The sequence below is a fragment of the Piscinibacter sp. genome (assembly GCF_047600445.1).
In the GTDB taxonomy this organism is placed as follows: domain Bacteria; phylum Pseudomonadota; class Gammaproteobacteria; order Burkholderiales; family Burkholderiaceae_C; genus Piscinibacter.
Map to the genome: position 1 here is coordinate 477,218 of NZ_JASGKT010000002.1, position 11,584 is coordinate 488,801.

Sequence of the window (11,584 nt, forward strand, 5' to 3'; positions counted from 1 at the left end):
CTGCCGTCGACATTCATCAACCTCGCATGAGTTTCTCTTGGCAGTTGTGGATCGATGCTTTCATCCGCTGCACCGTCGTTCGGCGGATCGGATATGACGCCGCACGTTGAGAGAAGGTCGCCGCCTGCGTCGCCATCCGATCGATGGCGGCCTCGGCCGCCTTCGTCGCCACACCCCCCTCCGAGGCCAGGCGCAGCAGATGGCTGCGTTTCACTGCATTGCCTTCGCCGCAGACGTCCATGTGGTGATGGCCCATGGGGCCTTCGCTGAAGGTCAAGTCGAAGGCTTGGGCCAGCCGCCAGCGCCGGTCCTGTCCGAGGCGCCAGGCGAAGTTCTTCGGATGGTCGTCGCGGTTGTGGAACAGCACGTTGAAGACGGCCCGGGCGTAGGCCTTCTCCACCTCGCGCTCGTCGCGGGTCAGCAGGCGTGTGGCCCGCAGGAGGGCGGTGTAGCCCGCGCTGCCGGGCAGGCGGAAGTCCACCTGCAGCAGGCCCGCCAGGCTGTGGATCGGAACGCGCAAGCCCTGTTCGCGATCGAAACGCGCCACGCCGAAGGCGGCCAGCTTGGACGACAGATCGAACCATGCGCTGGCTGGCACCTCCAGTCCGCAATCGCGGGCCAGTTCGGCATACATCTGCTCGATGGCGCAGACCTCCTTGTGCTCGCCCTGGGCGGGGAACTTCACCAGCCACGGGGAGCCTGGTGCGTCGCCGCGCGTGCTGACGTGGCCCGACCTTGTGTCGTACTGCACCAGCGCCTTGGGCCGTGCGCCTTGCGGGGAGCCTCCCGTCAGCGCCAGTTCGCGCAAGGCGGCTCCTGCCTCACCGGCCAGGGCGCGCTCGCTTTCTTTGGCCAAGGCCAACAGGTTCCAGTCTGGCTCCTCGGCATCAGGCTCTGCAGCCGGCACGAAGCGCAGGGCGCCCATGGCGCGATCCCCAATGAAGGCCAGGCGATCCAGTGGCCCGGGATGGCGCAAACCCTGCTGACGGAACAACCGGTCCATCAGCAGCAGGCCCCAGCCATCGGGCAGGCTGTCGGCGATCAGGCCTGGCAGGCGGAGCAGGTGCGGTGGAAAGCCGCCATAGGCGGTGGCACGCAGCTTGAGGTGCAGCGGCGACAGTTCCAGCCCTTGCGCCAGCGCCTCGGGCGCATATTCGAACAGCAGCGTGGTGCCATCGTCGGCGAGCAAGCCCAGTGGCCAGTCCTCGCCCCAGCCGCAGTAGTGGACGGCCAGGCGCTTCATGTGCTGCTCCGGCGGCGGGCTCGCTGCCGTTGGGTAGCCGCTTCGGCTTTTTCCATCTGAGCGATGGACTGGCGCTTGAGCACGAACAGATCCTCCAGCTCATTGACCAGCCCGAGCGCCTGCACCGCGCGAACCAGGGTTTCCAGCGAAGACTGGCCGCTGCTTTCCAGCTTGCGCAGTGCGCCCAACGAGAGGCCAGCCATCTGCGCCAGCTCGCGCTGGGGCAATCCCTGAGCCAACCGTTGCGCACGCACACGTTGGCCCAGTACCTGGAGGATTTCGCTAGACGGTGCTAGATTTAATGACATTATTCTGTCTTTTATTTCAACAAATCCTTAGTAAGAGTCATTCTAGTGGTCTTTATATGGTTCTGCCGCCAAGCGGCATGTTGCACAGTGATTGCCCGCAGGGCAGCGGGCTGAAGCAGCCGCACCTCATGGGGAGTGCGTGTCATCTGCGCTCGAGCGGCGACCGCTTCGCTCGTAGCCCATGCCCAGTTCCTGGGCCTGCTTCGCCAGTGCCGCCATGGCGTCTTCGCTGGCTTGCGTGCTCGCCGCACCGCCGTTGCGCGCTTCTTCTATCGCAGCCAGCCACTTCGCCCATCTTTCCAACGCCACCTTGCGCTCCTCGAAGTAGTCGTACTGGTTGTAGACGCCCTCGACATCGCGCACCTTGTGGTTCAGCGCCCGCTCGGCGACGAAGCGGTTCACGCCCAGCGCGGCCATGTGGGTGCGGGCCGTGCGGCGCATGTCATGCACGGTGAAGTGCTCGATGTCGTCCAGCGGCAGCCGGCGCAGCGCGACGTTCAGCGTGTCCGGGCTGATGTGGCCGAAGCGGTTCCGCCTCGGCACGCCGCCTTTCATGTGGATCAGCCGGCGCGCCGGGAACAGGTATTCGCTGTTGCAGGAGAACACCTGGACCTCCTCCAGCCACCGCAGGACCGGCGCCGCGAGCGGGATGTCGATGGACTGGTTCATCTTCGTGCGCGATGGATGCAGCGACCAGACGCCGCGCTTCAGGTCGAACTCGCTCCACCGGGCCGACAGCAGCTCCATCTTGCGCACGCACAGCGCGAGCAGAAGCCACACGGCCAGTTCATTCTGGCGGCCGAAGTTGGGCGTGTCCTGCATGGTCTTGGCGAGTGCTGTGAGTTCGTCGCAGTTCAGCCAGCGCTGCCGCGACGCCTCGGTGCCACCTGCGTCGGAAATCTCGAAGCCGGAGACTGGGTTGGCATCGATCCAGCGGCGCTTCACGGCGAAGTGAAACATGCGGAAGAGGTAGCGCAGCGCATCGTTGGCGACGGTCGGCGCGCCTGCATCGAGGATGCGGGTGAGCACTTTGTCGATGTGCAGCGGCCGCACCTCCGCCACGCCCAGCTTGCCGACCACGGGCTCGATATGGCGACGGACGACGCGCAGAACGACCTCGGGGTGCTTGTAGGCCTTGGCGATGTGGCGGTCGTACCATGCCTGGGCGAGGGCGGCCACAGTGGTCTGCTCCTGGGCCTTGAGCCGTTCGGCGCGCTTCTCGGCGGCCACGTCCACGCCCTGCTGGATGCGTGCCCGGTTCAGTCGAGCCGCTTCGCGGGCGTCCTTGAGCGACAGGTCGGGGTAGCGGCCGAGCACTTTCTCTCGGGCAACGCCGCCGAAGCGGTAGCGAAGAACCCATGAGGCCCGACCCCTCAGTGCACTGGCGGTGGTGGCCACGAAGGTCAGGCCGTTGCCAATGCCCCGGTCAACGGGGCCGGTGTTGAGCCAGGCTCGCAGCGTCTTGTCGGTGACGCGTTCAGTCTCAGTCATAGCGCGATCTCCACAGCGATTCACGAGGAATCTGTGGGGGAAAAGTTCGGGCGCTGCCCCCGAAACCATGGGGAAGCAAATTTCCCCCACGATTTCCCCCACAGAAATCGTGCGCTACGCTGAAATCGTCTGCTACCTCATGACACCCATTGCCACGCTAACCAACTGATTTTCAAGGGGTTTTCGGGTGGCATGTGCCGTCCTGAAACCTCACTCGATGTTCTGCACCTGCTCCCTCAACTGCTCTATCGCCACCTTCATCTCCACCGAGATGTTCGTGAGTTCGAGCGAGGCGGCCTTGGAGGCCAGCGTGTTGGCCTCGCGCAGCAGTTCCTGGATCAGGAAGTCGAGCCGCTTGCCGGCCTCGCCGCCGGCCTTCAGCAGCCGTTCGATCTCGTCGAGGTGGGCGCGCAGGCGCGCCAGCTCCTCGGCGACGTCGATGCGGATCGCGAAGGCCGCGGCTTCGTTGATCGCGCGCTCCTGCAAGGCTTCGCGCGGCACGCTGGCGGCGGCGTCGACCACGGCCAGCGCCTCCTGCCAGCGCTCGACGAAGCGCTGCTGCTGGCGCTGCACCACCGCCGGCACCAGCGGCTCGGCCTGCGCGGCCAGTTCGCGCAGGCGCTGCACGCGCTCCATCAGGATGGCCGCCAGCCGCGCGCCCTCGCGCGCGCGCGCCTCGCGCAGCCCGGCGATGCAGCGCCGGGCCGCGTCGAGCGCGGCCTCGTCGAGCTTGGGCGCGGCGCTGCCGCTGCGGCACCATTGCAGGATCTCGTCGACCGACAGCGGCGCAGCCTTCGGCATCCAGCCCTGCACGGTGCTTTCCAGGCGCGCCAGGCGGTTCAACTGCTCGGGCTGGGGCTGCGGCCAGGCGCTGCCGGCGTCGATCTGTGCATTCAGTCGCAGTTCGATCTTGCCGCGCCGGAACGCGCCGCCAACCAGGTCACGCAAGGCCGGCTCGAGGGCGCGGAATTCGTCGGGCAGGCGCAGCACGAGGTCGAGGAAGCGGCTGTTCACGCTGCGCAACTCCACGCTCACCGATGCGCCCGCCGAAGGCGCGCGCGGCGTGTCGGTTTGCGCACTTCCGGCCGCATCGCCCGGGGCCGCGGGGCTCGCGCTGGCGCTGGCGTAGCCGGTCATGCTGTAGACTGCCATTCGCCTTTTTCCCTCGAAAAATTCGATTATGTCAAAGCCCAAACCAGCACCTTTGCCTTCCGGCACGGTGGTGGGCGGCTATCAGGTCATCAAGAAGCTGGCGGCCGGCGGGTTCGGCGTCGTCTACCTGGCCGAAGACAGTGATCGACACCTGGTGGCGCTCAAGGAGTACCTGCCGTCCTCGCTGGCGGAGCGTTCGCCGGGCGAGCTGACGCCCAAGGTCAAGCCCGAGAAGCAGCCGCTGTACCGCCTCGGCCTGAAGAGCTTCTTCGAGGAAGGGCGCTCGCTCGCGCAGATCAGCCACCCGAGCGTGGTCTCGGTGCTGAACTTCTTCCGCGAGAACGAGACCGTCTACATGGTGATGAACTACCTGCAGGGCGACACGCTGCAGGACTTCATCGTCACCGCGCGCGACCTGAAGCGCGACAAGGTGTTCCGCGAGAGCACGATCCGCTCGCTGTTCGACGAGATCCTGCGCGGCCTGCGCATCGTGCACCAGCACAAGATGCTGCACCTGGACATCAAGCCGGCCAACATCTTCATTACCAACGACAACAAGGCGGTGCTGCTCGACTTCGGCGCGGCGCGCGAGGTGCTGAGCAAGGAAGGCAACTTCATCCGCCCGATGTACACGCCGGGCTTCGCGGCGCCCGAGATGTACCGGCGCGACGGCACGCTCGGCCCCTGGACCGACATCTACGCCATCGGCGCGTGCATCTACGCCTGCATGCAGGGCTACCCGCCCAACGACGCGCCGCAGCGCATCGAGAAGGACCGCCTCGCGCTGAGCCTCTCGCGCCTGCGCAACATCTACTCCGACAACCTGATCGAGGTGACGGAGTGGTGCATGTCGCTCGACCCGCTGAGCCGCCCGCAGAGCGTCTTCGCGCTGCAGAAGGAACTGGCGCGCGAGACCGAGCGCCGCTACACCAAGCTCAGCTTCAGCGAACGGCTCAAGCTGCAGATCGAAAACCTGACGACGGGCGCCAAGGCCTGAGCCCGGGGCACGGATGCGTTTCTCGGTGTACCAGGTGAGCCGCAAGGGCGGCCGCGAGAAGAACGAAGACCGCATGGGCTATTGCTACACGCGGGATTCCGGCCTGTTCGCGCTGGCCGACGGCATGGGCGGGCACCCCGAGGGCGAGGTCGCCTCGCAGCTCGCCTTGCAGACGCTGGCGGCGATGTTCCAGCGCGACTCCAAGCCGACGCTGCCCGACCCGATGCGCTTCCTCAACGAGGCCATCATCGCCGGGCACCACCAGTTGCTGCGCTACGCCACGCAGAAGGCGCTGATCGACACGCCGCGCACCACGGTGGTCGCCTGCCTGCTGCAGGGCAACTCGGCCTACTGGGCGCATTGCGGCGATTCGCGGCTGTACATGGTGCGCGGCGACAAGCTGATCGCCCGCACGCGCGACCACTCGTACTCCGAGCTGCAGGAGACCATGAGCCAGGTCGTGCCGATGGGCGAGCGCTTCAACCGCAACGTGCTGTTCACCTGCCTGGGCAGCCCGGGCAAGCCGGTGGTCGACACCGTCGGCCCGCTGATGCTGCAGCCGGGCGACCGCCTGCTGCTGTGCAGCGACGGCCTGTGGGGCACGGTGACCGACGCCGAGATCGTCGACCAGCTCTCGCGCAACGCGATCTCCGACGCGGTGCCCGAGCTGGTCGAGCAGGCGCTGCGCAATGGCGGGGCGAAGTGCGACAACGTCTCGGTGCTGGCCGTCGAATGGGAGGCCGCCGAGGACAGCGACAGCGGCCTGGGCATCTCGACGCAGACGCTCGGCGAGGAGGTGTTCGCCTCCACCATCCAGGCCAGCGTGCTGGGCACCGACTCGCCCGACGAACTGGACGACGCCGAGATCGAACGCTCGATCCGCGAGATCAACGAGGCGATCCGCCGTTCGTCGCAGCAGAAGAAAAGCTGATTGACGACCCCCGCTCGCCGGGTACGGCGAACCGCCCCCCGTGGGGGCGCGGGCTCGGCCTGGGGCGGCCCGGCGCTCGAGCCCGCTCTCCGCGGAGCACTGCGACAATCGCGGCATGACTGCCTTCCAACGAACCCACGGCCGCGCCGCCGACGCGCTGCGCCCCGTCTCCCTCACGCGCCGCTTCACCCGCCACGCCGAAGGCTCGGTGCTGGTCACCTTCGGCGACACCCGCGTGCTGTGCACCGCCTCGGTCGAGGAGAAGGTGCCGCCGCACAAGCGCGGCTCCGGCGAGGGCTGGGTGACGGCCGAATACGGCATGCTGCCGCGCGCCACGCACACGCGCTCCGACCGCGAGGCGGCCAAGGGCAAGCAGAGCGGCCGCACGCAGGAGATCCAGCGCCTGATCGGCCGCTCGATGCGCAGCGTGTTCGACCTGAAGGCGCTGGGCGAACGCACGATCTCGCTCGACTGCGACGTGCTGCAGGCCGACGGCGGCACGCGCACGGCGGCGATCACCGGCGCCTTCGTCGCCGCGCACGACGCGGTGAGCTGGCTGCTGGCGCAAAAGAAGATCGCCGCCAGCCCGATCCGCTGCTTCGTCGCCGCGGTATCGGTGGGCATCGTCGAGGGTACGCCGCTGCTCGACCTGGAATACGTCGAAGACTCGGCCTGCGACACCGACATGAACGTGGTGATGACCTCCGAGGGCGGCTACGTCGAGGTGCAGGGCACGGCCGAGGGCGCGCCCTTCACGCACGCCGAGATGGCGCAACTGCTCGCGCTGGCCGACAAGGGCATCCGCGAGCTGGTGGCGGCGCAGAAGGCGGCGCTGGCCGCTTGATTCGATGGCCATGCGGCTGGTGCTCGCCTCCAACAACGCGAAGAAGCTCGCCGAGCTGAAGGCGCTGTTCGCCGCGCTGCCGCTGGAGATCGTCGCGCAGGGCGCGCTCGGCATCGCCGAGGCCGAGGAGCCGCACCACACCTTCATCGAGAACGCGCTGGCCAAGGCGCGCCATGCGGCGCGGGCCTGCGGCGGCGCGGCGATCGCCGACGACTCCGGGCTGTGCGTCGATGCGCTCGGCGGCGCGCCGGGCGTCGCGTCGGCGCATTTCGCCAGCGTGGCGCTGCCCGAGGGCGAACGCGAAGCGCGGCGCGGCGTGCAGGACGCGGCCAACAACGCGCTGCTGCTGCAACGCCTGCACGGCGTGGCCGACCGGCGCGCGAAGTTCGTCTCGACGCTGGTGGCCCTCCGCTCGGCCGACGACCCCGAGCCGCTGGTGGCGGTGGGCCGCTGGCGCGGCGAGATCCTCGCCGCGCCGCGCGGCCAGGGCGGTTTCGGCTACGACCCGCTGATGTTCATCCCGGCGCTGGGCACGAGCGTGGCCGAACTGGACGCGGCGACCAAGAACGCGCGGAGCCACCGCGCGCTGGCCGCCGCGCAGATGCTCGCGCTGATGCGCGAGAGCTGGCATCTTGGCTGAATCTCAGGGCGAACGCCTGGCGCGCTACACGCGGCTGGGCACCCTGGCGCTGCCCTCGCTGCCGCCGCTGGCGCTGTACGTGCACCTGCCGTGGTGCCTGAAGAAGTGCCCCTACTGCGACTTCAACAGCCACGAGTGGCGCGACGGCGGCGCGCCGCCCGAGGCGCGCTACCTCGACGCGCTGCGCGCCGACCTGGAAGCGGCGCTGCCCTTCGTCTGGGGCCGGCGCGTCGTCAGCGTGTTCATCGGCGGCGGCACGCCCAGCCTGTTCTCGCCCGATGCGGTGGCCACGCTGATCGCCGACATCCGCGCACGGCTGCCGCTCGAGCCGATGGCCGAGATCACGCTGGAGGCCAACCCCGGCACCTTCGAGCGCGACCGCTTCCGCGCCTTCCGCGAAGCCGGCGTCACGCGGCTGTCGATCGGCGTGCAGAGCTTCGACGACGCGCGGCTGCGCGCGCTCGGGCGCGTGCACGACGCCGCGCAGGCAAGGGCGGCGGTGGACGAGGCCGCGCGCCACTTCGAGACCTTCAACCTCGACCTGATGTACGCGCTGCCCGGCCAGACCGCGGCCGATCTGGCGCGCGAGCTGGACACGGCGCTGGCCTTCGAGCCGCCGCACCTGTCGATCTACCACCTGACGATCGAGCCGAACACGCGCTTCGCCAGCGCGCCGCCGCCCGGCCTGCCCGACGACGACCTCGCCGCCGGGATGCTCGACCTCATCGTCGAGCGCACCGCGCAGGCCGGCCTGCAGCGCTACGAGGTCTCGGCCTTCGCGAGGCCGGGGCACCGCTGCGTGCACAACCTCAACTACTGGCAGTTCGGCGACTACCTCGGCATCGGCGCGGGCGCGCACGGCAAGCTGAGCTTTCCGCACCGCGTCGTGCGCCAGGTGCGCTGGCGCGAGCCGGTGACCTACATGAACCAGGCGCTGGTCGGCGCGGCGATCTCCAACGACGAGGAGGTCGCGCGCCGCGCGCTGCCCTTCGAGTTCATGCTCAACGCGCTGCGGCTGCGCGAGGGCTTCGAGCTGTCGCGCTTCGTCGAGCGCACCGGGCTGCCGCTGTCGGCCATCGCGCCGGCGCTGGACGAGGCGCAGCGCCGCGGCCTGCTCGAGCGCGACGCCGGCCGGCTGCGCCCGACGCCGCGCGGCTTCGATTTCCTGTCGGACGTGCAGGCGCTGTTCCTGGCCGACTGACTCGAAGCCATTCTCGTTCGAACGTGTCGGTCGTGCCCCGTTCGGGCTGAGCCTGTCGAAGCCCCAACGAGTCGCTCGCCTGCCCTTCGACAGGCTCAGGGCGAACGGAGGTCGGCGTCAGACGCGATTCGTCGTCGCGCCCATGCCGCGCAGCCGCTCGATCAGCCGCGGCGCGATCTGCGCCAGCGGCAGCACCTCGTGCGCCGCGCCGTGCGCGATCGCCTCGCGCGGCATGCCGAAGACCACGCAGCTCGCCTCGTCCTGCGCGATGTTCCAGGCGCCGGCCTCGCGCATCTCGCGCATCGCCCTGGCGCCGTCGGCGCCCATGCCGGTGAGCATGATGCCCAGCGCGTTCGGCCCGGCCACGCGCGCGGCCGACTTGAACAGCACCTCCACCGAGGGCATGTGGCGGTTCACCGGCTCGCCGGCCTGCACGCGCGCGACGTAGTTGGCGCCGCTGCGCTCCACGCTCAGGTGCTGGCCGCCGGGCGCGATGTAGGCGTGGCCGGGCAGCACGCGCTCGCCGTCGCAGGCCTCGGCGACGCGGATGCGGCACAGCCCGTCGAGCCGCGCCGCGTAGCTGCGCGTGAAGCCGGCCGGCATGTGCTGCGTGATCATCACCGCCGGGCTGTCGGGCGGCAGGTGGACCAGCACCTCCTTGGTCGCCTCGGTGCCGCCGGTGGAGGCGCCGATGAAGACGATCTTCTCGGTCGACAGCCGGCCGATCGAGGCCGGCGCCGCCACGCGCGGCGGCGCGTCGGCGGAGGGCGCCGCCGGAGCGGCCACCGGCAGCGCCAGGCGCTTGAGCTGCGCCTTCGAGGCGATGCGGATCTTGTCGGTGATCTGCTCGGCGAGCTGCTTCAGCCCGTCGGCCACGCCGATCTTCGGCTTGGCGACGAAGTCGACCGCGCCCAGCTCCAGCGCGCGCAGCGTCACGTCGGCGCCGCGCTCGGTCAGCGTCGAGACCATCACCACCGGCGTCGGGCGCAGCCGCATCAGCTTGCCGAGGAAGTCGATGCCGTCCATGCGCGGCATCTCGACGTCCAGCGTGATCACGTCGGGGTCGGTGTCGCGGATCAGCTCGCGGGCGATGTAGGGGTCGGCCGCCGCGCCGACGCACTGCATGTCGTCCTGCCGGTTGATGATCTCCGACAGCAGGCTGCGCACCAGCGCCGAGTCGTCCACCACCACCACGCGCGTCTTGGCCATGTTCCGCGCTCCTTCAGAACAGGTCCACCGAGCCGGCCCCGCCGGCCGGCCGCAGCATCGTCCGCGCGGCGGCGCGCTCCTGCGCCAGCAGCGCCTCGGGGTTGGCCGGCGAGAGCCGCTTGACCATCGCCTTGCCGCAGCGCGGCAAGAAGCACACCTTGCGCGGATGGACGTCCAGCACGTCCTTGGAGACCACCGGGATGCGCTCGGTCTTCAGGTAGTCGAGCACGAACTCGGTGTTGCGCTGGCCGACGTTCATCGTGTTCATGCCGCTGATCACCTGCCCGCCGCCGAACACCTTGGCCTCCAGCGTGGCGCGCGTGGCGCCGCGCTTGAGCATCTCGTTGATCAGCAGCTCCATCGCGTAGGAGCCGTAGCGGCCGCTGTCCAGCCCGCCGGCCGCGCCTTCGGGCAGCATGAAATGGTTCATGCCGCCGAGCTGCGCGTTGCGGTCCCACAGGCAGGCGGCGATGCACGAGCCGAGCGTGGTCGTGATGAGGATGTCCTCCGCGTCGACGAAGTACTCGCCCGGCAGGACTTTCACCGCGTCGTTCCCGAAGCGCGCGTCGTAGAAGAAGAACGAGGCCTCGCCGGGCTGGCGCGGCGCGGCCTTCAGCCGCGCGAGCCGCGCGCCGGCCGTGGCCGCAGGGGGGGAGGCGAGGGCCATGCTCAGACGCGCTCGTAGATGGTCTTGCCGCGCAGGCGGAACAGCTCGCGCGAATCGGAGAAGTTCTCGGAGTGGCCGACGTAGAGCAGCCCGCCCGGCTTCATCGCCGCGTGGATGCGTTCGAGCACGCGGCGCTGCGTGGCGGCGTCGAAGTAGATCATCACGTTGCGGCAGAACACGAAGTCGAACGGCTCGCCGAGCGCCCAGTGCGCCGCCATCAGGTTGTGGGCGCGGAACTCCACCAGCGTCTGCACCTCGGCCCGGATGCGCATGAAGCCGGCGTTGGCGCCGGTGCCGCGCAGGCAGTGGCGGCGCAGCCGCTCGGGCGAGAGGCCGCGCGAATCGACCGGGTACACGCCGCGCGCCGCGGTGGCCAGCACCCGGGTGTCGATGTCGCTGGCGAGGATGCGCGCGCCGCTGTCGGCGCCCAGCGCCTCGACCACCGTCATCGCGATCGAGTACGGCTCCTCGCCGCTGGAGGCGGCGTTGCACCAGATGCGCGGGCCGGGCGCGCCGCGCGCCTTCAGGTCGGCGCCGAAGGCGTGGAAGTGGTGCTCCTCGCGGAAGAAGGCGGTCAGGTTGGTGGTCAGGCAGTTGACGAACTCTTGCCACTCCGAGTCGCCGCCCGCGCCGGCGTGGGTCTCCAGCCATTGCAGGTAGCTGCCGAAGCTGCGGTGGCCGGTTTCGCGCAGGCGGCGCGACAGGCGGCTGTACACCATCGCCTGCTTGCCGGCGTGCAGGCTGATGCCGGCGCGCTGGTGGATCAGCGCGCGCACGCGCTCGAAATCGGCCTGGCTGAAGGCGAATTCCTGCTCCGGCGCGGCGGCAAGGGCAAGGGCGGCGATGGCGCTCATCCTCTCTGGCGGGTTCTGGGGGGTGTCCGGCCCTGTTATCGACGCCG

General features: G+C 69.4%; 12 protein-coding genes. 5 read left to right on the plus strand and 7 right to left on the minus strand.

The genetic code is table 11. The features are described from left to right. Window positions 1–16: 16 nt before the first annotated feature. The 4 genes from QM792_RS06205 to QM792_RS06220 all read right to left on the minus strand — a co-directional run bounded on the left by QM792_RS06205 (window position 17) and on the right by QM792_RS06220 (window position 4,194). On the minus strand, window positions 17–1,243 hold the full coding sequence (locus QM792_RS06205) for a type II toxin-antitoxin system HipA family toxin (protein ID WP_415148514.1): 1,227 nt from the start codon (window positions 1,241–1,243) through the stop codon (window positions 17–19). Beyond that, window positions 1,240–1,551, minus strand: a complete 312-nt coding sequence (locus QM792_RS06210; RefSeq protein ID WP_094434908.1) for a helix-turn-helix domain-containing protein — start codon at window positions 1,549–1,551, stop codon at window positions 1,240–1,242. The genes QM792_RS06205 and QM792_RS06210 overlap by 4 nt, the downstream gene beginning before the upstream one ends. 126 nt (window positions 1,552–1,677) lie before the next feature. Further along, window positions 1,678–3,042 (minus strand): tyrosine-type recombinase/integrase, encoded by a 1,365-nt coding sequence (locus QM792_RS06215; RefSeq protein ID WP_415148516.1) that lies wholly within the window; start codon window positions 3,040–3,042, stop codon window positions 1,678–1,680. A gap of 210 nt (window positions 3,043–3,252) precedes the next feature. Next, on the minus strand, window positions 3,253–4,194 hold the full coding sequence (locus QM792_RS06220) for a YicC/YloC family endoribonuclease (protein ID WP_415148518.1): 942 nt from the start codon (window positions 4,192–4,194) through the stop codon (window positions 3,253–3,255). A gap of 28 nt (window positions 4,195–4,222) precedes the next feature. On the opposite strand from QM792_RS06220, the gene QM792_RS06225 reads away from it, so the two are divergent. The 5 genes from QM792_RS06225 (at window position 4,223) to hemW (ending at window position 8,807) form a co-directional block, all read left to right on the plus strand. Then, on the plus strand, window positions 4,223–5,191 hold the full coding sequence (locus tag QM792_RS06225) for a serine/threonine protein kinase (protein ID WP_374677506.1): 969 nt from the start codon (window positions 4,223–4,225) through the stop codon (window positions 5,189–5,191). A 13-nt stretch (window positions 5,192–5,204) separates the two neighbouring features. After that, complete coding sequence (locus tag QM792_RS06230; RefSeq protein WP_415148519.1) at window positions 5,205–6,122, plus strand: PP2C family protein-serine/threonine phosphatase; 918 nt, start codon at window positions 5,205–5,207, stop codon at window positions 6,120–6,122. Window positions 6,123–6,237: 115 nt separating this feature from the next. Then, a complete protein-coding gene (rph, locus tag QM792_RS06235; RefSeq protein ID WP_415148521.1) occupies window positions 6,238–6,966 on the plus strand; it encodes a ribonuclease PH in 729 nt (242 codons plus the stop codon). Between the two features lie 10 nt (window positions 6,967–6,976). Next, window positions 6,977–7,606 (plus strand): RdgB/HAM1 family non-canonical purine NTP pyrophosphatase, encoded by a 630-nt coding sequence (gene rdgB / locus QM792_RS06240; protein ID WP_415151594.1) that lies wholly within the window; start codon window positions 6,977–6,979, stop codon window positions 7,604–7,606. Beyond that, entirely contained in the window at window positions 7,599–8,807 is a 1,209-nt protein-coding gene (gene hemW, locus QM792_RS06245) for a radical SAM family heme chaperone HemW (protein ID WP_415148522.1), read from the plus strand. Before rdgB ends, hemW begins: the two co-directional genes overlap by 8 nt. A gap of 117 nt (window positions 8,808–8,924) precedes the next feature. Here the strand turns inward: hemW and QM792_RS06250 are convergent, their stop codons facing one another. The 3 genes from QM792_RS06250 to QM792_RS06260 are packed head-to-tail and all read right to left on the minus strand — an operon-like array spanning window position 8,925 to window position 11,537. Then, window positions 8,925–10,016 (minus strand): protein-glutamate methylesterase/protein-glutamine glutaminase, encoded by a 1,092-nt coding sequence (locus tag QM792_RS06250; protein WP_415148524.1) that lies wholly within the window; start codon window positions 10,014–10,016, stop codon window positions 8,925–8,927. 13 nt (window positions 10,017–10,029) lie between these two features. Continuing rightward, a complete protein-coding gene (gene cheD / locus QM792_RS06255; protein ID WP_415148525.1) occupies window positions 10,030–10,683 on the minus strand; it encodes a chemoreceptor glutamine deamidase CheD in 654 nt (217 codons plus the stop codon). A 2-nt stretch (window positions 10,684–10,685) separates the two neighbouring features. Continuing rightward, entirely contained in the window at window positions 10,686–11,537 is an 852-nt protein-coding gene (locus QM792_RS06260; protein ID WP_415148527.1) for a CheR family methyltransferase, read from the minus strand. Window positions 11,538–11,584 lie beyond the last annotated feature (47 nt).

Excerpts from the sequence above, each read along its gene's own strand:
- QM792_RS06220 (WP_415148518.1), bottom strand. The coding sequence starts at position 4,194 with ATGGCAGTCTACAGCATGACCGGCTACGCCAGCGCCAGCGCGAGCCCC.
- rdgB (WP_415151594.1), top strand. The coding sequence starts at position 6,977 with ATGCGGCTGGTGCTCGCCTCCAACAACGCGAAGAAGCTCGCCGAGCTG.
- QM792_RS06205 (WP_415148514.1), bottom strand. The coding sequence starts at position 1,243 with ATGAAGCGCCTGGCCGTCCACTACTGCGGCTGGGGCGAGGACTGGCCA.
- QM792_RS06260 (WP_415148527.1), bottom strand. The coding sequence starts at position 11,537 with ATGAGCGCCATCGCCGCCCTTGCCCTTGCCGCCGCGCCGGAGCAGGAA.
- rph (WP_415148521.1), top strand. The coding sequence starts at position 6,238 with ATGACTGCCTTCCAACGAACCCACGGCCGCGCCGCCGACGCGCTGCGC.
- QM792_RS06210 (WP_094434908.1), bottom strand. The coding sequence starts at position 1,551 with ATGTCATTAAATCTAGCACCGTCTAGCGAAATCCTCCAGGTACTGGGC.
- QM792_RS06250 (WP_415148524.1), bottom strand. The coding sequence starts at position 10,016 with ATGGCCAAGACGCGCGTGGTGGTGGTGGACGACTCGGCGCTGGTGCGC.
- QM792_RS06215 (WP_415148516.1), bottom strand. The coding sequence starts at position 3,042 with ATGACTGAGACTGAACGCGTCACCGACAAGACGCTGCGAGCCTGGCTC.
- cheD (WP_415148525.1), bottom strand. The coding sequence starts at position 10,683 with ATGGCCCTCGCCTCCCCCCCTGCGGCCACGGCCGGCGCGCGGCTCGCG.
- QM792_RS06230 (WP_415148519.1), top strand. The coding sequence starts at position 5,205 with ATGCGTTTCTCGGTGTACCAGGTGAGCCGCAAGGGCGGCCGCGAGAAG.
- QM792_RS06225 (WP_374677506.1), top strand. The coding sequence starts at position 4,223 with ATGTCAAAGCCCAAACCAGCACCTTTGCCTTCCGGCACGGTGGTGGGC.